The sequence below is a fragment of the Microbulbifer hydrolyticus genome, from assembly GCF_009931115.1.
Taxonomy (GTDB): Bacteria; Pseudomonadota; Gammaproteobacteria; order Pseudomonadales; family Cellvibrionaceae; genus Microbulbifer; species Microbulbifer hydrolyticus.
On the sequence record NZ_CP047491.1, the window covers coordinates 2,291,575 to 2,312,443 of the forward strand.

The following is a 20,869-nucleotide window of genomic DNA, read 5'->3' on the forward strand; positions in this document are numbered from 1 at the left end:
GATCTTCAACAGCCGCCCGGCGGCGACGCACGGGACCTGCCGTGGCGCCGGTTTGTGCTAATATTGCCGCCCTTTTTCGATCACCCGGTTCTAATTAGTCGGTAACAAGGAAATGACCATGTCGGATAATCGGTCTCAGCAGTCCCGTGACCAGCGTCTGCAACAGCTTCACAGCGCCCTCGCCGAGCGTATCCTGATTCTGGACGGCGGTATGGGAACCATGATTCAGCAGGAAAAACTGGGCGAAGCGGACTACCGGGGTGCGCGCTTTGCCGACTACCCTTCCGACCTGAAGGGCAACAATGACCTGCTGGTACTCACCCAGCCCGACCTGATCGAGCGCCTGCACCGGGAATACCTGGAGGCCGGGGCCGACATCATCGAGACCAATACCTTCAACGCCACCCGGCTTTCCCAGTCCGACTACGATATGGAGGACCTGGTGCCGGAACTGAATCTGGTGGCGGCACAGGTCGCGCGGCGCGCAGCTGATGCGCTCTCCACCCCGGAGAAGCCACGCTATGTTGCGGGGGTGCTGGGCCCGACCTCGCGCACCGCCAGCATCTCTCCCGACGTAAATGACCCCGGCGCGCGCAATGTGACCTTCGACGCGCTGGTGGAAAACTACATTGAGTCCGCCAACGCGCTGATCGACGGCGGCTCGGACCTGCTCCTGATCGAGACCATCTTCGACACCCTGAACGCAAAGGCCGCGATCTACGCCCTAAAGAAGGTGTTCGATCAGCGCGGTTTCGAGCTGCCGATCATGATTTCCGGCACCATCACCGATGCGTCCGGGCGCACCCTCTCCGGGCAGACCACGGAAGCCTTTTACTATTCCATTGCCCACGCCAAGCCTCTGTCCGTGGGCCTGAACTGCGCGCTCGGCGCCACCGAGCTGCGCCCGTATGTGGAGGCGCTCTCTGGCGTCTGTGCCGAGCACGTGTCCGCCCACCCCAATGCGGGACTGCCGAACGAGTTTGGCGAATACGACGAGACTCCGGAGCAGACCGCGGCAATCGTTGCCGAGTTCGCCCGCAGCGGCTTCATCAACATTCTCGGCGGCTGCTGCGGCACCACTCCGGATCATATCCGTGCGATTGCCGATGCGGTTGTGGATATTCCGCCGCGCAAGCTGCCAGAGCAGAAGCCTGCGCTGCGGCTTTCCGGCCTGGAACCCTACGTAGTGGACGAAAACGCGCTGTTTGTGAACGTGGGCGAGCGCTGTAACGTCACCGGTTCCGCGCGCTTCAAGCGCCTGATCATGGAAGAGGATTACGATACTGCACTGCAGGTCGCTGCCGCCCAGGTGGAAGACGGGGCACAGGTGATCGACTTCAACATGGACGAGGCGATGCTGGATTCCGTCGCCGCCATGCGCCGCTTCCTCAACCTGTGCGCCACCGAGCCGGACATTTCCAAAGTCCCGTTTATGGTGGACTCCTCCAAGTGGGAGGTGATCGAGGCCGGCCTGCAGTGCATCCAGGGCAAGCCCATCGTTAACTCCATCAGCCTGAAGGAAGGCGAAGAGGATTTTGTCGACAAGGCGCGCTCCTGCCTGATGTACGGTGCCGCGGTGGTGGTGATGGCCTTCGACGAAAAAGGCCAGGCGGACACCTTCGAGCGCAAGACCGAGATCTGCAAGCGCAGTTACGACATCCTCGTAGACAAGGTCGGTTTCAATCCGTCCGATATCATTTTCGACCCGAACATTTTCGCGGTCGCCACTGGTATCGAAGAGCACAACAACTACGCGGTGGACTTTATCGAGGCCACCCAGTGGATTCGCCAGAACCTGCCGGGGGCCAATGTCTCCGGTGGCGTGTCCAATGTGTCTTTCTCCTTCCGCGGCAACAACCCGGTGCGCGAGGCGATCCACTCCGTGTTCCTGTACTACGCCATCAAGGCGGGCCTGAACATGGGGATCGTCAATGCGGGTCAGCTCGCGGTGTACGACGACCTGCCGGACGAACTGCGGGAAAAAGTTGAGGATGTGATCCTCAACCGCAGTGACGAAGCCACAGAGGCACTGCTGGATATCGCGGAAAAATACCGTGGTGATGGCTCCACTGCGGAGCGCAAGGAAGACCTGGCCTGGCGCCAGCTGCCGATCAACGAGCGCCTGGCGCACTCGCTGGTGAAAGGCATCAACAACTTTATCGAACAAGACACCGAAGAGGCCCGCGCTGCCGCCAAGCGCCCGCTGGACGTGATTGAAGGCCCGCTGATGGACGGTATGAATATCGTCGGCGACCTGTTCGGTGAAGGCAAAATGTTCCTTCCCCAGGTGGTGAAGTCTGCGCGTGTGATGAAGCAGGCCGTGGCCTACCTGCAGCCCTATATCGAGGCGGAAAAAACCGTCGACAGCAAACCCAACGGCCGCATCCTGATGGCGACGGTGAAAGGCGACGTGCACGATATCGGCAAGAATATTGTCGGCGTGGTACTGGCCTGCAACAACTTCGAGGTGATCGACCTCGGCGTGATGGTGCCGGCGGAAACGATCCTGCAGACGGCCAAGGAAAAGAACTGTGACATCATCGGCCTGTCCGGCCTGATCACCCCGTCGCTGGACGAAATGGTGCACGTGGCCGCAGAGATGGAGCGCCAGGGATTTGATATCCCGCTGATGATTGGCGGTGCCACCACTTCCAAGGCGCACACCGCGGTCAAGATCGACCCGCAGTTCAACCGCAACCAGACCGTGTACGTGGCGGACGCCTCGCGCGCGGTTGGCGTCGCCAGCAACCTGCTGTCTGACGAACTGCGCCCTGCGTTTGTAAAAGGGATTCAGGAAGAGTACGACAAGGTGCGCGAGCGCACCGCCAACCGCAAGCGCAACGACCCGCGACTCAGCTATGAAAAAGCGCTGAAAGCGGGCCCACAGTTTGACTGGGCCAACTTCGAGCCGAAAGCACCGAACAACCCCGGCCTCACCGTGCTGAATGATTTCCCGCTGGAGAAACTCGTCGACACCATCGACTGGACGCCCTTCTTCATCTCCTGGGACCTGGCCGGTAAATACCCGGCGATACTGAACGATAAAGTGGTCGGCGAAGCGGCAACGGACCTGTTCAAGAACGCCCAGACCATGCTCGCGGATATCATTGACAACAAACGCCTTACCGCGCGCGCGGCCTTCGGCCTGTGGCCGGCGAATGCGGATGGTGATGACATTATTGTCTACACCGACGAGAGCCGCACCGAAGAGCTGGCCCGCCTGCACCAGATGCGCCAGCAAGTACAGAAGCGCGGCGGCGACGGCTACTGCCGCTCCCTGGCCGACTTTATCGCTCCGGTAGGCTCAGGCGTTGCCGATTATATTGGCGGCTTTGCGGTAACCACCGGCATCGGCGCCGATGAACTGGCAGCGGAGTATGAAGCGAAGCACGACGATTACAGCGCAATCATGGTCAAGGCCCTGGCCGACCGTCTTGCTGAGTCCTTCGCCGAATACCTGCACCGCGAGGTACGCAGGAACTACTGGGGCTACCAGCCGGACGAAACCCTGAGCAATGACCAACTGATCAAGGAAGCCTACACCGGCATCCGCCCGGCGCCCGGCTACCCGGCCTGCCCGGACCACACCGAAAAGGCGACCCTGTTCAGGCTGCTGGACGCGGAAAACAATGCTGGTATAGAACTCACCTCGAGCTTTGCCATGATGCCCGCGGCTGCGGTGAGCGGCTGGTACTTTGCGCATCCCGAGTCCAAATACTTCAACGTCGGCAAGATCAGCCGTGACCAGCTCGCCAGTCTGGCAAAGCGCAAGGGTATGCGCGAGGACGAACTGGAACGCTGGTTGCGTCCAAATCTGGAAGAATAATCGGGACACCACAGGTGCGGCCCGCTTGCAGGAGTGACGGCAATCGGGTTCACTGGACCGAAATGTTCGCCTGCAGGCAGGCTCCTACTGGAGGATCTGGTGATGGAAGAAGACAATAAGCAAAAGCCGTCTTTTGGCCAGGTGGTGCTGAGCACCCTGGCCGCTGCGATCGGGGTTCAGTCGAATAAAAATCGGGAAAGGGATTTCAAAGCGGGCAGCATCAAGACGTACGTGGCCGCAGGACTGATCTTCACCGCACTGTTTGTGATTACGCTTGTGCTAGTGGTGAAGACTGTTTTGAGCAATATGGGATAGCGCCAGGCTTCCAGGGGAACCCGGGGGAAACAGATAACAGAAAGCTCGGGACGACCGGGAGGATTACTTCCGGGCCCCTGCTCTCATCCAGCCAGCCAGGCCGTTAGGCCTCCGCTTTTAGACAACGGGCGTTAGCCCTGAGACGCAACCCAGAAAATGCAGGTGGCGACGAAAATGGCCACCAGTGCTACCGCCGCAATGGCGTCTACTGTGTTATCGCTATCGTCTGATACAACTACTACTTCTCGTGCTACTTGATCGTTCATCGGAATACTCCGTCACTCAAGAAATCATTATTGTTTTTAAAGGTAGCAGCACCGCTAAAAAACGCGGTTTCTCAAGTAGATCAAATCCCCGCTGGGGGCGCAACCGTGCCGTGACCACCCGTTTCCCGCGACACCTCCTTCTTATAACCACCGGTTACTAAGGTAGCGAAAAAAATTGTTATTTTTTGTATAAGGCGGCTGGTATGTTATGCGCCACTCAGGGTCACAGGTAGGGTCCAAAATACCCTCCGGATGCCGGGTAATGGCGTAAAAAAGTAATGGAATCAAGCTCTTATGTATCGATACGACGAACAGGACCACAAACTGGTTCGGGAACGGGTGGCCCAGTTTCGCGGCCAGACCGAACGCTATCTCGCCGGTGAGCTGAAAGAAGAAGAATTTTTACCCCTGCGCCTGCAGAACGGCCTGTATGTGCAGCGGTTGGCGCCCATGCTGCGCATCGCGGTGCCCTACGGACTGATGAACAGCGCACAAGTACGCCGCCTGGCTCACATCACCCGCAAATACGACAAGGGTTACGCCCACTTCACCACCCGCCAGAACGTTCAGCTGAACTGGCCGAATCTGGAAGACGTGCCCGATATCCTCGCCGAGCTGGCCGAAGTGGAGATGCACGCGGTCCAGACCAGTGGCAACTGTATCCGCAATACCACCACCGACCAGTTTGCCGGTGTCGCCCGGGATGAACTGGTCGACCCGCGCCCCTACTGTGAGCTGATTCGCCAGTGGTCCACTTTCCACCCGGAATTTGCCTTCCTGCCGCGCAAGTTCAAGATCGCGGTGTGCGGCGCTGACCAGGACCGCGCCGCCATCCGTGCGCACGACATCGGCGTACAGATCGTGAAAAACGACAAGGGCGAAGTTGGCTTCCAGGTGCTGGTCGGCGGCGGCCTTGGCCGCACCCCGATTCTCGGCGTTGCCATCCGCGACTTCCTCCCGGAGACCCACCTGCTCTCCTATCTGGAAGCCATCGTTCGCGTATACAACCAGCTGGGTCGCCGCGACAACAAGTTCAAGGCGCGGATCAAGATTCTGGTGAAAGCCATGGGTGCCGAAGAGTTTGCACGCCGCGTTGAGGCGGAGTGGGAACAGATCAAGGACGGCGCCGACGAGCTGACACCGGAAGCCATCCGCTGGGCCAAGCGATTTTTCCCGGAGCCCGAGTACAAATCCATCGCCAACGGCCACGGCGAAGCGGTTCTGCGCGACCACGCCGGTGAAGACAAGGCGTTTGCCCGCTGGCTGGAGCGCAACACCTTCCCGCACCGCGTTAACGGATATCAGGCGGTCACCCTCAGCACAAAGCCCACTGGCATTCCGCCGGGTGACGTCACCGATCGCCAGCTGGAAGCCATTGCCGACCTCGCGGACAAATACAGCTTCGGCGAGATTCGTGTTACCCACGAGCAGAACGTTGTATTGGCTGATGTGGAGCAGGAAAAGTTGTTTGAGCTGTGGCAGGAAGCGCGTAAAAACGGCTTCGCCACCCCGAACATCGGTACCCTGACCGACATGATCTGCTGCCCCGGCGGCGATTACTGCTCGCTCGCCAATGCCAAGTCCATTCCGGTGGCGGAGGCAATCCAGCGCAAGTTTGACGACCTGGATTACCTCTACGATATCGGCGACCTGGACCTGAATATTTCCGGCTGCATGAACGCCTGTGGCCACCACCACATCGGCCACATCGGCATTCTGGGCGTGGACAAGAAAGGCGAGGAGTTTTACCAGGTACAGCTGGGCGGTAGCTCGAACGAAAAGGCCAGCCTGGGCAAGGTTCTCGGCCCGAGCTTCTCACGCGACGAGATGCCGAACACTATCGGCAAAATTCTCGATGTATTCGTGGAAAACCGCCATCCGGACGAACTGTTTATCGACACCTACAACCGTATCGGGCTTCAGCCATTCAAGGAGCGTGTATATGCCAAAGCCAGCTAAGCCCTCTGTTAAAAAGCCGGTCGGTGAACAGCCGGAAAATCCGGCAAAACTGATTCTGGACGGTGCGGTTACTGACAACCAGTGGAACTTGTTGCCCCTTGGCGGAGAAGAGGAAGTCACCGCGGAAAACCTGGCACCGGGCAAGGTAATCCTGCCGCTGAGCGTTTGGCTGGAACTGCGTGACCAGTTGCAGGAACGCGGGGAAGATATCGGGGTCTGGCTGGACAGCGATGAGACCGTCGACCTCATTGGTGAGTACGCGGCAGAGCTGCCATTGATTGCGGCTCACTTCCCCGCATTTACCGATGGTCGCGCGTTTACCGTGGGCCGCCTTCTGCGCGAGCGCTATGGCTATACCGGAGAAGTGCGTGCAGTAGGTAACTTTATACGCGATCAGCTGACCTACCTGACCCGCTGCGGATTCAATGCGTTTGCTTATCAGGGCGACCAGCCGCTGGAACGCCTGCTGGAATCCACAAGCGATTTTACCGACAGCTACCAGGCCGCAGTGGACCAGCCCCTGCCAATCTACCGCCGTCGCGCTCTGGCCTGAGCCATTACGCAGCGATTGAGCGACACTACTGCCCGGCAGCCTCCCTGTCGGGCAGTTCTGTTTTCGGACTCAGGATATTTCGGCAGCGCTTGTAGCGCCCGCGCACCAAAAGCAGGCCTTGTATATCCCCTTCTGTACGCGTGAACATGTGGTGGCATGATCCATTGTGGTAGACATCGAGCTGCTCACCGATTCGACGAAAAACCAATTTAAGGTTTCTTGGCAGCCCTGATTTTTGAGACAGTCCTTGAGATGATTCCATCCTCTCACCCTCAGCTCCTTGTACCGGTTCCGGCAGGGATACAGGAATGGAGGGGCATTAAAGATCAGCCATATTGCGCCAATGCCGCCCTTCCCTGTTGCGCACCTTAATCAGGTGCCAACCGCCCGACTTCAAGGATACTAGCGCAGTCGCCTTAAACATCGGCGACAATTGCGCCAAATTCCTCATATTTGGCGCTGTATTTCTCGGCGTCCGTTCCGGCTACGTGCTTTGCATTGCATTTCCGGGGTATTTGCGGGTGCCCGCGCCGCTCAGACAACGCCATCCCGCTTCAGGGACTCGATCTCATCAGAGCCCAGCGACAACAAGTCTGCCAGCACTTCGTCGGTATGCTCGCCCAGCGTGGGCGGGGCCTGGTCGTAGGCCAGAGGTGACGACGAAAAGCCTAGCGGGTTGCGCACGGTTTTCACTTTGCCCGCCACCGGGTGGTCCTGTTCCAGCACCATCCCGCGATACTGAACCTGGGGGTCGGCAAACACCTGCTCGAGGTTGTTGATCGGCCCGCAGGGCACATGGGCATCGCTCAGTTTTTCCAGCCACCAGGCGGCAGGCTGCGTGCGAGTGGCGCGCTCAATAATCGGCACCAGTACCTCACGCGCCTGGACCCGCGCCTTATTGGTTTCATAGTCCGGGTCTGCCGCGACGTCCTGGAGGCCGGCGATCTCGCAGAACTTCTTGAACTGCGCGTCGTTACCCACCGCCAGCATAAAATAGCCGTCACTGGCGGGCACTGCCTGATACGGCACGATGTTCGGGTGCGCGGTACCCTGGCGTTGTGGGCTTTTGCCTGAGGTCAGGAAGTTCTGCGCCTGATTGGCAAGCCATGCAACCTGGGTATCCAGCAACGCCAGGTCTATCTGCTGCCCCTCCCCGGTTCTGTCCCGGTGAATAACCGCCGCTAATACACCGGACACCGCGTACATTCCCGTCATCAGGTCGGCCACGGCAACCCCGACTTTCTGCGGCCCAGCACCCGGCTGCCCCTCGGGGACGCCCGTCAGGCTCATCAGTCCGCCCATCCCCTGGATCATCGCATCGTAGCCAGCGCGCCGAGCGTAGGGGCCACTTTGGCCGAATCCGGTAATGGAGCAGTAAATGATTTTCGGGTTGACCGCCTTGATGGAGGCGTAGTCCAGTCCGTACTTTTCAAGGCCGCCGACTTTGTAGTTCTCCAGCAGGATGTCGCACTGTTCGGCTAGCTGCCGGATCAGCACCTGTCCGCGCGGTTGGGTGATATCGACGGTGATCGATTTTTTGCCGCGATTGGCACTCAGGTAATAGGCGGCCTCGGCCGTGTCCTGACCCTCGGCGTCTTTCAGGTAGGGAGGCCCCCAGTGGCGGGTATCGTCCCCCTTCCCCGGTCGCTCGACCTTGATGACCTCAGCACCGAAGTCAGCCAGCACCTGGCTGGCCCAGGGTCCGGCGAGGATTCGGCTGAGGTCGAGAACTTTCAGATGTGCGAGCGGGCCGGCCATAGTGTTCAATCCTGAGAATACCTGTGAAGCGGAAGGCAAAACGTGATCACAAATTACAAGCCGCAAACATTAACAGATTTGGAACTGATTGGTCTAAACCATATGCCGGCGTACACTGGCTGGCGAGTGTCCGGTGAAAACCAGTTTAGGCCCGCCACAACGCATACAATGGTGTGGCCCGTCAGATAACGAAAAAAGACGATTGAGAAAGGGACCATTGCGATGGCAGAGACAACCACAGACCAGGCGCGCCAGGCAGAGCCTGAATCTACCAGTGCGGAAACCACGCCGCGGTTTAACTCCTTCAAAGAGTTCTACCCGTTCTACCTCAACGAGCACAGCAACCTGACCTGTCGCCGACTGCACTTTGTAGGCACCGCCCTGGTGATCGGGCTACTGCTTACCGCGCTTCTCACACAGAACTGGGCGCTACTCGCAGTGCTGCCGGTTGCCGGATACGGTTTTGCCTGGGTCGGACACTTCTTCTTCGAACACAACCGCCCAGCCACATTCAAGAACCCACTCTATTCCCTGTGGGGCGACTTCGTCATGTTCAAAGACATTCTACTAGGCAAGATCGAGCGCTAACTGCTGGCTCCACCTTCGTTCAGGCCATACTTGCGCAACTTGTTGGCCACGGCGGTATGAGAAATTCCCAGCCGCCGGGCCAGATCCCGGGTGGAGTGCCCAGCGGAACCCTGTACCTCGAGCTGTTCGGCGAGAATCGCCCGCTCCACCTTGTCCATCTGCTCTTTCAGCGTCAGCCCCCGCCCCCAGTCCGTCCAGGGTAACGTTTCTTCTACCCCTGATGCAGGTAAGTCCGCCACCTCAACTGACCGCCCTCCTCGGCCTTGCGAATGCGCGACAGCCGCCTGCAGGCAATCTTGCAGGCCCGAAAAATTGCTCGGCCAGTCGCGCGTTGCCAGTGCGTGCGCCGCGGCAGGATCGAGAGTGAAGCCGGATTCCCCGAGGATCTTCTCAGCAAATCCGGCAACCGCAGGCCGCATCGACCTCAGTGGCGGCAAAACAATTTGCTGGGTTTCCAGTAACTGGCGAAATGGCACAATGAGTGCGGAAATCGAGCGCGCCGACAGGACCATACGCGGGCGCAGTTTTCCCTGAAGCAAATGTTCGGCGAGTGCCTGCTGCAATGATTCGGGGACAAGATCGAGGTCATCCAGCAGCACAATGGTATCGCACGGCAGAAGCAGCATCTCAGACAGGCTACTGTCACTGAAATCGCTGCCCTGATATTCACGCAGCAGCCCGCTATCGGCGAGCGGGCTCAGGTAATACGCCGCGCGTAAAAATGTGCTCTTGCCGGCGCCGCGTTCACCACAGATAAGCAGCGGCTCATCCAGCGGCGCCATCTGCTGCAGCCTCAGGCAGCTGTCCCTGCGCCTGTCCAGATCCCACAGTACTTGCGGGGGCGGCGCCTCTGACGACGGCAAACTCTCCCGCTGCTGCAGGGTAAGCACCGCACCGGCGAGAGAGGCGACAGCCCCGGGTGCCTCTGCGAGGGCAATCGGCGACCAGTCCACGGCGAATTCCTGCCCCCGCACGGTCACCGGAAAGCCATACCGAGGTGCAGTAATACCGCGCAGAAGCTCCGCGAGCTGCAGCCGCGGCAGAAAGCGCTGCAGGGACATGCCGGCCACCAGGCTGTGACTGACCCCAAAGGCCCGTGCAGCCGCCTGGTTGGCGGCGACGATACGGCCGCTGCGATCTACCGAGAGTACCGGATACGTCACATGCCTGAGCAGCGTATCCAGCTCAAAGTGCCGTCGCTCGGACGGAATCAGCTCGATACGGCGCACCTGACGCACACCGCGCACCCGGTGCAGGGATTTTTCGATGGACTGGTACTGCGCAACCAACAAGTCAGGCGCAGACAGGTAGACCTTGTCCCCGCTGTCACCACCGATCTCGCCGGAGCGCACATTAATCCGGTAATCGGAGAATATCGACATGATTTCCTGCAATATTCCGACCCGGTCACTACAGGTAATTTCTATCCGCATGGCCAAACTGTAAACTTTTATTTACAGAAAGTGTAGTCAAACCACGCTCCGGACACTGCTTTCTGAGCCTCCTCCCCTGCCATCACCCACCGAAGCTGTCTAAGAATAGAAGGCAGATAACAACAGACGTGGCGGCAACAGAACCGCCCGCAGACTCAGGAGGTCATCATGAGTAGTGGCAAACAGCCCAGTAAGTACGTTGCCCGCGAGCCCGACTCCAGCGGCTTTATTGAGTATTCAGCCCAGGAGCACGACACCTGGCGCCGGCTGATCGAGCGCCAGCTCGAGGTAGTACCCGGTCGCGCCTGCGACGAGTACCTGCACGGCCTGGAGCTACTCGGCCTTCCCCGCGACCGCATCCCCCAGCTGGCCGAAGTCAGCGATGTGCTGCGTCGTGAAACCGGCTGGGAATGCGCCCGCGTGCCCGCTCTGATCGGTTTCGAAACCTTCTTCCGCCTGCTGTCGGAGCGCAAGTTCCCGGTGGCGACCTTTATCCGCACGCCGGAAGAGTTCGACTACCTGCAGGAACCAGATATTTTCCACGAGATCTTCGGCCACTGCGCCATGCTCACCAATCCGGCGTTTGCGAACTTCACCCAGAAGTACGGCGAACTGGGCCTCAAGGCCTCCCCCAAAGAGCGCGCCTACCTCGCCCGCCTGTACTGGTTTACCGTTGAATTCGGCCTGATGAATACCGCCGACGGCCTGCGCATTTACGGCGGCGGCATCCTGTCATCACCGAAAGAAACCCTGTATGCGCTCAGCGATGCGCCCATTCGCGCGCCCTTCGAGGTTGTCGACGCGCTGCGTACTCCCTATCGGATCGATATCGTCCAGCCCATCTACTATGTGCTCGACGATCTGGAAACCCTGCAGCAGCTGACCGAGATCGACCTGATGGCCCGCGTCCGCGAAGCCATGGCGGCAGGACTGTACGAGCCACTGTTTCCGCCAAAGGAAGCCGCCTGATCACTCAGCATATTTTTCTAACATCTCTGTGTTGTTTGGCCGGGCATTGCCCGGCATTTTTAATTCCCTAATTCCTCCCGATTGTTCCCAGAGAAAATTTCCACTACTGATCCCCCGGAACTGAGATTATCGTTATCGGCAAGACAAGGGGCACGGTAAAGGGTTCTTCTGCAGACAAGCAAAGTCGGATCCCGCTGGGCCCTCCAAAATTACCGGGGTATTTTGTTGCTAAGGATAGCTGTCTGAACATCACCAAAGGAACGCACCCCCGCGTTTTAGGGAGATATTTAGCACTATGTCCTCACTCGACGCGATTGATCGACAACTTCTTGCCATCCTTCAATCTGATGTTAGTCTCTCCATCGAAGAGCTGGCCGAGCGCGTGGGCCTTACCAAGACCCCCTGCTGGCGCCGGATTCAGAAATTGGAGAAAAGCGGCATCATCCGCCGCAAGGTAGCCTTGCTGGATGCAGAAGTACTTGGCCTGCCGGTATCGGTATTCGCCCAGGTAAAAACCAACCAGCACAGTGCAGAATGGGCTGATTCCTTTTCCAACGCGATGGCGGATTTACCGGAAGTGGTGGACTGCTACCGCATGGCGGGTGACTACGACTACATCCTCAGGATTGTGGTCAGTGATGTGGCCTCTTACGATCGCTTCTATAAAAAGCTGATCGCCCACTCGGGCATTTCCGATGTGGCCTCCAATTTCGCCATGGAGCAGATTAAAAGCACCACGCAACTGCCCATACCGTCGGGAGAATAGCCCCAGCTCAATTACTGTTTTAACCACGCCCGCGGGTGATCCTCGCGGGCGCAGTACATTGAGGTAGCCATGCACAGTCATGCACAAGCCGCATCAGACATACCCACCCTTGATGCAAATACCGAAGCCCTATTGAAACGCATCCGCACGAGCGTCATCGGCGAACGCATGCCGATGGAAACGCCCTTCGGCCAGCGCCCACTGATTTACGCGGACTACACCGCATCCGGCCGCGCGCTGGAATTTATTGAAGACACCATTCGCCATCGTGTACTTCCCTGGTACGCAAATACGCACACGGAAACCTCAGCCACCGGCCGCCAGACCACCGCTTTCCGCGAACAGGCGCGAGCCGCCGTGCGTAAATCGGTCAATGCTGGCGAGGACCACGCCATCATCTTCTGCGGCTCCGGCGCCACCGCCGCGGTCAATCGCCTCGTCGACTGCCTGGGGCTGCGCGTCGACAGCTACGCCCGTATTGGCGGAGAGCCCGGGAAGATTCCAGATGAAAAGCGCCCCGTGGTATTTATCGGCCCCTACGAACACCACTCCAACGATCTGCCTTGGCGGGAGTCCATTGCGGAAGTAGTGACCATTCCGCAGAACGACACCGGTGGCGTCGACCTGCAGGCACTGCAAAACGCGCTCGACAAGTACGCCGCACGCCCCATGAAAATCGGCAGTTTCTCGGCTGCCTCCAACGTCACCGGTATCCGCACCGACGTCGAAGCCGTCACCCGCCTGCTCCACCAGAACGGTGCACTCTCCTTCTGGGACTACGCGGCAGCCGGACCCTATGTCGACATCGACGTGCAGGGTAAAGACAGCCTCTCAAGCAAAGACGCCCTGTTTATCTCGCCGCACAAATTCGTTGGTGGCCCGGGCACACCCGGCATACTCATCGTGCGCCGCAGCCTGCTACCAGAGACGCAGCCCGCCGTTACCGGCGGCGGCACCGTGTCCTGGGTCGGCCCCGCGCGCCACACTTACCTTCCCGCCGGTGAACGCCGCGAAGAAGCCGGCACCCCGGCCATTGTTGAGTCCGTGCGCGCCGGCATGGCCTTCGCACTGAAGGACCAGGTGGGCGCCGGCACCATCGAAGCCCGCGAAGCCACCTGGATCGCACGTGCGTTCGCCCGCTGGAGTGGCAACGAAAACATCCAGATCCTCGGCGGTACCGAAGCCGAGCGCGTGAGTATCGTCTCCCTGCACCTGCTGCACGACGGCAAGCCGCTACACCACGGCTATGTGGTCGCACTGCTGAACGACCTGTTTGGCATCCAGGTGCGCGGCGGCTGTTCCTGCGCCGGCCCCTACGGCCACCACCTGCTGCACCTGACCGACGAGCAGAGCAACGCCATCGAGAAACTGGTGAGCGAGGGGGAGAGCATCCTCAAACCCGGCTGGGTCCGTTTGAACTTCAACTACTTCCTCGATGAGGAAACCGTCGACTACCTGATCGATGCCATCGAGCTGATCGCAGAGTTCGGCCATCGCATGCTGCCCTACTACCAGTACGATGCAGCGCACGGTGTATGGCGATACCAGGGCAAAGAGGCCGACGCACCCCTGTCACTGAATTTTGATGACAGCGACCCCGCGCCGGAAAAGTTGGCCACACCCTTGCAAGCGTTTATTCAACAGGCCCGCCCGATTCTCGAGAACCCGCCGGGTGAAAAGTGCGAACAGCCGATCCTTTCCGCAGAGGGGGAAAACCTTCGCTGGTTTAAGCTGTAAGTGGCCGGGGGCGTAACAGCCCCCATTGAAACCCTGAGGGTTCACGGTCGATAATGGCCGCAACCCTCAACGCCCAGTCTGCTACAAGGATGCGCAGTGCCTGAGACCTCCCTGTTCCAGTCGTTCTTCCTGATCTTCAGTGGCGCAGCCGTCGTCGCCTCTCTCGCACTGTGGGGTCGCCAACCGCTGCTGGTCGCGTACATTGCCCTCGGCTGCCTTCTCGGCCCCTCTGGTCTCGCCGTCATCGACAACGTTAACCTGATGGCTGAAATGTCCAGCATCGGAATCATCTTCCTGCTGTTCCTGCTCGGCCTCGACATGCAGCCCAAAGCGCTGATCGCCGTACTGCGCAAAGCCACCTTCGTTGGCCTCATCAGTTGCGGCGTCTTCCTTGCGCTCGGCTACGGCATCGGCCACCTGTTTGGCTTCACCGACACCGAAAGCTGGGTCATCGGCATGGCCATGATGTTCTCCAGCACCATCATCGGCATCAAACTACTTCCCACCACCGTACTGCATCACAAACACCTCGGCGAAATGATGGTCGGCCTGCTCCTGTTCCAGGATTTTGTCGCCATCACCTGCCTTATGATCCTGCTGAGTGGCAGTACCGGCTCCGTCGACTTCGCCCAACTCGGCACCTCTTTTGCCGCCCTGCCCCTGCTCATCGCCTTCGCCTGGGGCGCCGTACGCTACGTACTCCAGCCCCTGCTGAGTAAATTCGACCGCTTCCACGAGTACGTATTTCTGCTCGCCCTCGGCTGGTGTATGGGCCTAGCGGAACTGGCAGAGGTGGTGGGCCTTTCTCGGGAGATCGGCGCTTTCATTGCCGGCATCACCCTCGCCACCAGTCCGATCGCACAGTACATCGCCATCAGCCTGAAGCCGCTGCGGGACTTTTTCCTGATCCTGTTTTTCTTCAGCCTCGGGGCCCAGTTCCACCTGGATATGGTGCCGGAGATTGCACTGCCTGCGCTGGTGGCCGCAGCGGCGGTGTTGATCATCAAACCGGTGGTATTTCGCTACCTGCTGGGACAGCAGAGCGAGCGCAAGATACTGGCGTGGGATATCGGCTTTCGCCTGGGGCAGATCAGCGAATTCTCGCTATTGATCGCGTTTCTGGCGGTAAGCCAGCAATTGATTGGCAGCAAGGCCTCGCACCTGATCCAGGCGACCGCGATTCTCACCTTCCTGGTGTCTTCTTATATCGTGGTGCTGAACTTCCCCAACCCGATTGCCATTAAAGACGAGTTACGAAGGGACTGATCTCCTGCGAAGCCGCGGGGGATCGTTGCAAGCCTACCGGGCACTGACGTTGGAAAACAGGTTGATCACTGCCACCCCGGCGACGATCAGCGCCATGCCGATCACACTGGCAATATCGAGCTTTTGCCCGAAAACCAGCCAGCCCACCAGGGTAATCTGCCGCAGGGTAGCAAAAGGATATAATTCTGCGCCATCCGTTCAGCGCACCCGGTCCCTCCCCCGCATGCATAGCATTCTCTACACCGGTGTTAAGCACCTGCATACGTCGGCGCGCACGCACAGAATTCGTGAACAAAAATTTGTTTAGTCACCATTATTTTTCTTTTCTTGAATTTCATTGATTCTCATTGGCATAGCGTCAATCGTCGCAAAAAGAACATCCAACGCTAACGTATCAGCTGCCCTCTTCACCTCACCATCCTTGCCTATAAGAATCACTTTTGCGCCAGCACTGGAATACTTCCCTGTTGTATTTGCGGCAAACTTTGCAGAAATCTTACCCGGATAATTACTGGTCACTTCCGCACCGTTTAAAATAAACCAGACAATATCGCGGTCATCAATAGCACTTACCGAGTCATTTAATGACTGAGCCAGTACATCTTCATCCGCAGACCGGATCAATATAACCCGATTCTTCCACTGCAAATCCTCTATCCCCTCTATTTCCGGAGCATCTTCGGAAACTACATATAGTGGAAGCAGTATTAAAAGAACAAAGATCAGATACTTCATCATTCACCACGCTAAAGCATCACCTTATGGATATTGAGGGTTTCAGCAACGACTTAAGCCAGCACGCCTAGAGTTTCCAATAGTGAACCGGCTGTTGCGTTACAATAATCATTGTAACGATTGTAGTGGTTTCAGTGGTCTATTTGGCGCATCTATGTCGGCTGGAAGGAGGCTTGAGCAAAAGCGGGATAGGCTCTGGCGGCGACTACAACCGCTTGTTAATCCCCCTCGACACTACCTCACTCCATGGATTGGCTTGCGAAGCGGCAGCAATCAGCATCAAATTAAAGTGGCCAGTGCCTTGTACATAACGTGTCTCGTTTCTAGATTACAGCATTAACGCCTTGCTAAGTTGCGTGCGGAGCACGCGCGTAGCATGTCCCGCGGAGGCTACGCTTTTTGTGGCTGGAGTGTACCTGCGCAATTTGTTAGGTGCTTTCACAGATATAGCCATTATTAGATTTTCCAGCTGGTACGGACTCAACACGAATATACTCACCACGATCATAATTAAATGTCACACAAACAGGGTCAATAATCATATGGTCAGGCAACCCTGTATAGTGGTAGAAATCAATACCGCTAATTATTTTACTGCTGAAATTGCCTGATAAAACACTAAGAACCTGATAGGAGACATTAAACACTCTATCCATGCAAACCTCTTGAAGCTTTGAATCTGGATCATTATCAATGTACTCATTGCAACTCTTTGAACTCAATGCAGCAGAAATTGGTTTCGCCACAATTACCAGTTCTTCTGATGCACTCACCGAATGAGCCAGCATGAAAAATATGAATGATGCCGCTAATTTCATTTTTCACCTAACGCCCAGCGCAGGCGCAGCTAGCGCGGAGCGCCTTTTGTGTTATTGTTTGAGCGCAGCGAGCAACACAAAAGGTGCGTAGCGTTGGCTGTCGCTCTGCCGCTGCTTGTTATGCTAGCGGACTTCGAAAATGTATAGCTTCTTGGGCTTTCCTTCAATTGGAACCCAAACCTCTTTGACGCCTTTAAAGTCCAAGACCAGATCTGCTTCTTCTAAGATGTTTTGGCCTTGAACGAGACCATCCCAGTAAACCCCGCCACAAGTCCAATACATTGGTTCTTCTTTTTCAGGGATGTTTACCATTAACTCACCACTTTCTGGCCTGGTGATATTTAACTCATGCTCTTTGAACGCGGCAGCAGAAATGAAATTTTGTCCATCAATAGTCATGATTTCAGGAAGCTCAATATCCCTCACTTCTTGAGACGCACAACCGCCAATTGCGATAAAAATTATTGCGAGAAATATACGATTCATTTTATTCCTACTTGAGCATAACGCCGCGCTCAGGGACGGCTTACTTTGGGCGTCTTTTGCACGAAAATAGGGGCGCAGCGACTGCGCAAAAGGTGCATAAAGTAAGACGTCCCCTGAAGCACCTTGTTACGTGGTTGTGGCACAGACTATGACTCTCGCACATGATTCCGGGGCCGTTTGAGCAATGAAATGCCCACCTTCCACAGATTCGATTCTTAACTGGGGATAAATATTACCCAAAACTTTGACTGCATCAAATGCGACCAAGCGATCATTTGTTGGCCGGATATATACGGCTGGCGTTGATTGATGATGTTTTGGCTCATCAAGTTCTGCAATATTCAGTAACCGCTGCTTTAAAACGCTTGGCTCAACCTGCGCAATAGCCTGGCGAACTTGAGCCATTAGCGCCCTATTGCCACCGCCGTCAAAACATAGCGTTTTCATAAGCCAGTTTGGAAACAGACTGGGCTTAAGAACATACTTCGGTAGGACAGTAGCAAGTTTTGCAAGCCTTCCCGGACAAGAAACGAAGCTAGCTATAAAAACTACCTTTGACACTCTACTACCAAGGATATTGCATAATTCATACGCAATCCTTCCGGAATATGATTCAGCAACTACTACAACACTTGATGTTTCAATTTTTTCTGCGATCTGCTCAGCCTGCTGACGGTAGCTCACACCCGGTATTTCATTGAGGCAAATAATTTCTCGATCCAATTCTTCAGGGATATTCAAAATTAGCTCATTAAAGAGCGATCCCGTCCCATCCATTCCTGGTAGAAATACAATTTTCAATGTTTAGCTACCATCACGTAACGCCGCCGACAGGGGCCGCTTACCTTGTGCGCGATAAAGGGAGCAAAACGACCTGCGCAAAACGTGCGAAAGGTAAGCTGTCCCACGGAGGGCTGAAGGCCCGGAGTAAATTGCCCGGCGTTGTTATACATTAGTAACGGAGCTTTCTCCATGTGCAGCCGATTGTAGGGTTGAACTATTTCTGGTTAAGGCGACGATCACAACCAGTAAAATTATTGAGAGCCCAGCCCCGAGGCAAAAGTAGTCATACATTCCGTAACCACTCAGATCAAAGCGAGCAGTACTTCCCGCGGCAAACGCATCGGCAGTCTTGCCCCATATATAGCCTTGGATCATAACTGGAGTGACGGACAGGATGCATCCTACGTACAGCAAATGTTTAAAAATAGTATTCAATTTCTAGTCCTTTTGAACTTCAATCTTAGATCGGTGTATAACAGCGGCAGACAAAGCTGGCGCTTGTTGTTCCGGCTTTATGGCAATAACGAGTGACAGGTTTGGCTGTCCGCTGCTTGCCCTTGTTAAATTTTGGATACTTATAAAACATGCAGCCCACGTTTATTAACCAATGCTTCTAGTGGTTTAGGAATCGTATCACTAATATGCCAGAAATAAGCTGTGTCATCATAGCCCTGCCCGTACACCACTTTGTACTCTGGAATTATTACCCAAAAGAATGGCCATGTATCAGGATTAATACAATCAAGAGCCGATTCTTTGGATGTGAACCTTTTCAATTGTATTCGCTCTTTTCTCATCCCCTTTAATGTGAATTTATAACATTCTGTTGACTCAACCAAAAAATAATTAAATCGCTTGAATGCATCATCCCTGCGATGTTGCTCTTCCGAGGGAACGTTTACAAGAAGCTTAATTGCTTCCTCTTCACTCAACCAATGATCGAATATTGATACTGAAGTCTGATTGTAGCTATAAGGCTCTATATCGCAGATAACATTAAGCACTCCTGGAAAAACTTCCAAGATCTCTGCTTGCTCATTTTTAGAAAGATTCTTCAATTTACGCATGGTTTAAATTTAACGCCCGGATTTGGGGCGGACTTGGAGCCGCGAAGCGGCGGAAAGGCCGCCCCAGCCCCGCAGGGGCGATAACAGCCGCTTGTTAGGCTTTAGTACAGCTCTCCAAGAGACACGTATCTTGATGCACGGCTAAACAAGGCGTAGCCAAGTTTGTACTCAGGCCCAGAGCTAGGGCTCCATACACTATGGAAATAGTACTCACCTTCCCAAGTAACTTCGATCTCCCAAATGGCTCCGTCTAGCCCCGCGTCCGATTCTTCCTTCTTAGAGGTTAGATACTCAGTTTTAATTAGAGTTCGTATCTGACTTAAATATTCCCTGTCCACATTTACGATTTTTGACATACCTATCTCGTTCGCTTGAGACATACATCTTGATAAAGACTCTATCTGCATATTTCCATCATCAATGGATAAGGTGATCTGAACTGTGGGATCAAATGATCGTGAGAGCGAAAAGCGTACTAAGTTCTTATCTTTTTGTTTGTATATACTATTTGAACGAAAAAGTTTCGCTCTATTGGCGATAGATTCGTTATTTTCAGGCTTACGAGCAAACCCATTGCTTTGCTTACCAAGATCTTGTGAATATATGCCAATCAAAGCTAGCGAAATAAGAACTGCACCAATAGAAAAAATATTTTGATTCACGCTTCAAAACCTGACGCCCAGCGCAGGCGCAGCCAACGCGGAGCGCCTTTTGTGTTACTGTTTGAGCGACAGCGAGCAACACAAAAGGCGCGTAGTGTTGGCTATCGCTCTGCCGCTGATTGTTAGGTGGCTTACTGGGCACTAAGCTTTCTCTCCAGCGCCATATTATATTCTTTGGCGTAACTGTTAAATTCGTGAGACAGCTTGCCATGCTCCTTACTCTCCAATGCATCTGAGGTGCCCATGATATATCTAGAACCATATTTGCAGAGCAACTCCTTGTTGGATAGACCTGGATAGCCGATTCCGAATCCGCCAATTGCTATGAAGCGATAATCTTTATGCTTGATCCTCGCTTCTACATCTTTTCTGGGTGAATTTAAATTAATTGGCAATAGGTACGTCTTTAACAGTGCTAACTGAGTTGTCTCTGGAACTGTATCAGGATTCATCCAGCATGGAATCTCATTGGAATAAGCGGATGAACTTAATAAAAAGAAAAAAATTATACTCAACAGTCTCATGCTGATTTTCACCTAACAGTTTATTCAAAGGCCAGTGGCTTTATAATTCCCTGGCTACTATTTATCTAGCTGCAGTCGCAGTCTTTACAGTTTTAACTTTGAAATCAACGACTTCCATCGGATAGGGCGCACCGCGTATTGGAATAAAAAGACTTGGCGTAGTTTTTAGGGCAACAACTCTGGCTATTAAGCATATTACGAACCCCTTACAAATCAATAAGTTACGAGCGAGCCTCCATAAATAGGAGACTCGGCGAATATATTTCGGGAGTATACGATCACGGGCCCTGCCCCCGAGCCCGTTACTCCGCCGCTTCTATTATCCCGGTAAGGTGTCTCGCGCCGTGTCACACGAGCG

The 20,869-nt window shown here is 55.5% G+C and carries 20 protein-coding genes; 9 read left to right on the forward strand and 11 right to left on the reverse strand.

Translation table 11 applies throughout. From position 1 onward, the window contains the following. Positions 1–118: 118 nt before the first annotated feature. Both metH and GTQ55_RS09635 read left to right on the forward strand, forming a co-directional pair. Complete coding sequence (metH, locus tag GTQ55_RS09630) at positions 119–3,826, forward strand: methionine synthase (RefSeq protein ID WP_161858542.1); 3,708 nt, start codon at positions 119–121, stop codon at positions 3,824–3,826. 102 nt (positions 3,827–3,928) lie between these two features. Further along, positions 3,929–4,141, forward strand: a complete 213-nt coding sequence (locus GTQ55_RS09635; protein WP_161860103.1) for a DUF2970 domain-containing protein — start codon at positions 3,929–3,931, stop codon at positions 4,139–4,141. Positions 4,142–4,272: 131 nt separating this feature from the next. Here GTQ55_RS09635 and GTQ55_RS18050 read toward each other — a convergent pair whose 3' ends face one another. Beyond that, complete coding sequence (locus GTQ55_RS18050) at positions 4,273–4,407, reverse strand: hypothetical protein (RefSeq protein ID WP_260182108.1); 135 nt, start codon at positions 4,405–4,407, stop codon at positions 4,273–4,275. A gap of 294 nt (positions 4,408–4,701) precedes the next feature. Between GTQ55_RS18050 and GTQ55_RS09640 the strand changes: the two genes are divergently transcribed. Both GTQ55_RS09640 and GTQ55_RS09645 read left to right on the forward strand, forming a co-directional pair. Continuing rightward, entirely contained in the window at positions 4,702–6,366 is a 1,665-nt protein-coding gene (locus GTQ55_RS09640; protein ID WP_161858543.1) for a nitrite/sulfite reductase, read from the forward strand. Beyond that, the gene (locus tag GTQ55_RS09645) at positions 6,350–6,919 is read left to right on the forward strand and encodes a DUF934 domain-containing protein (RefSeq protein WP_161858544.1); all 570 of its coding nucleotides are present in this window, start codon (positions 6,350–6,352) and stop codon (positions 6,917–6,919) included. Before GTQ55_RS09640 ends, GTQ55_RS09645 begins: the two co-directional genes overlap by 17 nt. Before the next feature lie 25 nt (positions 6,920–6,944). Here the strand turns inward: GTQ55_RS09645 and GTQ55_RS17950 are convergent, their stop codons facing one another. Beyond that, complete coding sequence (locus GTQ55_RS17950; RefSeq protein WP_237567634.1) at positions 6,945–7,181, reverse strand: hypothetical protein; 237 nt, start codon at positions 7,179–7,181, stop codon at positions 6,945–6,947. A 272-nt stretch (positions 7,182–7,453) separates the two neighbouring features. Further along, the gene (locus GTQ55_RS09650) at positions 7,454–8,677 is read right to left on the reverse strand and encodes a CaiB/BaiF CoA transferase family protein (RefSeq protein ID WP_161858545.1); all 1,224 of its coding nucleotides are present in this window, start codon (positions 8,675–8,677) and stop codon (positions 7,454–7,456) included. Between the two features lie 222 nt (positions 8,678–8,899). Between GTQ55_RS09650 and GTQ55_RS09655 the strand changes: the two genes are divergently transcribed. Beyond that, positions 8,900–9,265 carry an Mpo1-like protein gene (locus GTQ55_RS09655; protein ID WP_161858546.1) on the forward strand — a complete coding sequence of 122 codons (366 nt, stop codon included), beginning with the start codon at positions 8,900–8,902 and terminating at the stop codon, positions 9,263–9,265. Here GTQ55_RS09655 and GTQ55_RS09660 read toward each other — a convergent pair. Next, on the reverse strand, positions 9,262–10,647 hold the full coding sequence (locus tag GTQ55_RS09660; protein WP_161858547.1) for a TyrR/PhhR family helix-turn-helix DNA-binding protein: 1,386 nt from the start codon (positions 10,645–10,647) through the stop codon (positions 9,262–9,264). The two genes, GTQ55_RS09655 and GTQ55_RS09660, sit on opposite strands and share 4 nt — an antisense overlap. 219 nt (positions 10,648–10,866) lie before the next feature. Here GTQ55_RS09660 and phhA point away from each other — a divergent pair, with 219 nt between their 5' ends. From phhA to GTQ55_RS09680, 4 genes are all read left to right on the forward strand, one after another. Continuing rightward, positions 10,867–11,667, forward strand: coding sequence for a phenylalanine 4-monooxygenase (gene phhA / locus GTQ55_RS09665; protein WP_161858548.1), 801 nt, complete (start codon positions 10,867–10,869; stop codon positions 11,665–11,667). Positions 11,668–11,962: 295 nt separating this feature from the next. Beyond that, positions 11,963–12,433: an Lrp/AsnC family transcriptional regulator gene (locus GTQ55_RS09670; protein ID WP_161858549.1), complete on the forward strand. Its 471-nt coding sequence runs from the start codon at positions 11,963–11,965 to the stop codon at positions 12,431–12,433. Positions 12,434–12,502: 69 nt separating this feature from the next. Beyond that, positions 12,503–14,170 (forward strand): aminotransferase class V-fold PLP-dependent enzyme, encoded by a 1,668-nt coding sequence (locus GTQ55_RS09675; protein ID WP_161858550.1) that lies wholly within the window; start codon positions 12,503–12,505, stop codon positions 14,168–14,170. Between the two features lie 96 nt (positions 14,171–14,266). After that, positions 14,267–15,436, forward strand: a complete 1,170-nt coding sequence (locus GTQ55_RS09680) for a cation:proton antiporter domain-containing protein (protein ID WP_161858551.1) — start codon at positions 14,267–14,269, stop codon at positions 15,434–15,436. A 303-nt stretch (positions 15,437–15,739) separates the two neighbouring features. On the opposite strand, the gene GTQ55_RS09690 is transcribed toward GTQ55_RS09680, so the two are convergent. From GTQ55_RS09690 to GTQ55_RS09720, 7 genes are all read right to left on the reverse strand, one after another. Then, positions 15,740–16,174 carry a DUF4174 domain-containing protein gene (locus tag GTQ55_RS09690; RefSeq protein WP_161858552.1) on the reverse strand — a complete coding sequence of 145 codons (435 nt, stop codon included), beginning with the start codon at positions 16,172–16,174 and terminating at the stop codon, positions 15,740–15,742. 425 nt (positions 16,175–16,599) lie between these two features. Next, positions 16,600–16,989: a hypothetical protein gene (locus GTQ55_RS09695; protein ID WP_161858553.1), complete on the reverse strand. Its 390-nt coding sequence runs from the start codon at positions 16,987–16,989 to the stop codon at positions 16,600–16,602. Positions 16,990–17,112: 123 nt separating this feature from the next. Then, a complete protein-coding gene (locus GTQ55_RS09700) occupies positions 17,113–17,475 on the reverse strand; it encodes a hypothetical protein (RefSeq protein ID WP_161858554.1) in 363 nt (120 codons plus the stop codon). 126 nt (positions 17,476–17,601) lie between these two features. Beyond that, positions 17,602–18,276 carry an alpha/beta fold hydrolase gene (locus tag GTQ55_RS09705; protein ID WP_161858555.1) on the reverse strand — a complete coding sequence of 225 codons (675 nt, stop codon included), beginning with the start codon at positions 18,274–18,276 and terminating at the stop codon, positions 17,602–17,604. Between the two features lie 557 nt (positions 18,277–18,833). Continuing rightward, on the reverse strand, positions 18,834–19,325 hold the full coding sequence (locus tag GTQ55_RS09710) for a hypothetical protein (protein ID WP_161858556.1): 492 nt from the start codon (positions 19,323–19,325) through the stop codon (positions 18,834–18,836). A 101-nt stretch (positions 19,326–19,426) separates the two neighbouring features. Further along, positions 19,427–19,987: a hypothetical protein gene (locus GTQ55_RS09715; protein WP_161858557.1), complete on the reverse strand. Its 561-nt coding sequence runs from the start codon at positions 19,985–19,987 to the stop codon at positions 19,427–19,429. A gap of 131 nt (positions 19,988–20,118) precedes the next feature. Beyond that, on the reverse strand, positions 20,119–20,511 hold the full coding sequence (locus GTQ55_RS09720; protein ID WP_183946527.1) for a hypothetical protein: 393 nt from the start codon (positions 20,509–20,511) through the stop codon (positions 20,119–20,121). Between the last annotated feature and the right edge of the window lie 358 nt (positions 20,512–20,869).

Excerpts from the sequence above, each read along its gene's own strand:
- GTQ55_RS09650 (WP_161858545.1), bottom strand. The coding sequence starts at position 8,677 with ATGGCCGGCCCGCTCGCACATCTGAAAGTTCTCGACCTCAGCCGAATC.
- GTQ55_RS09660 (WP_161858547.1), bottom strand. The coding sequence starts at position 10,647 with ATGTCGATATTCTCCGATTACCGGATTAATGTGCGCTCCGGCGAGATC.
- GTQ55_RS09645 (WP_161858544.1), top strand. The coding sequence starts at position 6,350 with ATGCCAAAGCCAGCTAAGCCCTCTGTTAAAAAGCCGGTCGGTGAACAG.
- GTQ55_RS09720 (WP_183946527.1), bottom strand. The coding sequence starts at position 20,511 with ATGAGACTGTTGAGTATAATTTTTTTCTTTTTATTAAGTTCATCCGCT.
- GTQ55_RS17950 (WP_237567634.1), bottom strand. The coding sequence starts at position 7,181 with ATGGAATCATCTCAAGGACTGTCTCAAAAATCAGGGCTGCCAAGAAAC.
- GTQ55_RS09710 (WP_161858556.1), bottom strand. The coding sequence starts at position 19,325 with ATGCGTAAATTGAAGAATCTTTCTAAAAATGAGCAAGCAGAGATCTTG.
- GTQ55_RS09700 (WP_161858554.1), bottom strand. The coding sequence starts at position 17,475 with ATGAATCGTATATTTCTCGCAATAATTTTTATCGCAATTGGCGGTTGT.
- GTQ55_RS09695 (WP_161858553.1), bottom strand. The coding sequence starts at position 16,989 with ATGAAATTAGCGGCATCATTCATATTTTTCATGCTGGCTCATTCGGTG.
- GTQ55_RS09655 (WP_161858546.1), top strand. The coding sequence starts at position 8,900 with ATGGCAGAGACAACCACAGACCAGGCGCGCCAGGCAGAGCCTGAATCT.
- GTQ55_RS09670 (WP_161858549.1), top strand. The coding sequence starts at position 11,963 with ATGTCCTCACTCGACGCGATTGATCGACAACTTCTTGCCATCCTTCAA.
- GTQ55_RS09640 (WP_161858543.1), top strand. The coding sequence starts at position 4,702 with ATGTATCGATACGACGAACAGGACCACAAACTGGTTCGGGAACGGGTG.
- GTQ55_RS09690 (WP_161858552.1), bottom strand. The coding sequence starts at position 16,174 with ATGATGAAGTATCTGATCTTTGTTCTTTTAATACTGCTTCCACTATAT.
- GTQ55_RS18050 (WP_260182108.1), bottom strand. The coding sequence starts at position 4,407 with ATGAACGATCAAGTAGCACGAGAAGTAGTAGTTGTATCAGACGATAGC.
- metH (WP_161858542.1), top strand. The coding sequence starts at position 119 with ATGTCGGATAATCGGTCTCAGCAGTCCCGTGACCAGCGTCTGCAACAG.
- GTQ55_RS09675 (WP_161858550.1), top strand. The coding sequence starts at position 12,503 with ATGCACAGTCATGCACAAGCCGCATCAGACATACCCACCCTTGATGCA.
- GTQ55_RS09635 (WP_161860103.1), top strand. The coding sequence starts at position 3,929 with ATGGAAGAAGACAATAAGCAAAAGCCGTCTTTTGGCCAGGTGGTGCTG.
- phhA (WP_161858548.1), top strand. The coding sequence starts at position 10,867 with ATGAGTAGTGGCAAACAGCCCAGTAAGTACGTTGCCCGCGAGCCCGAC.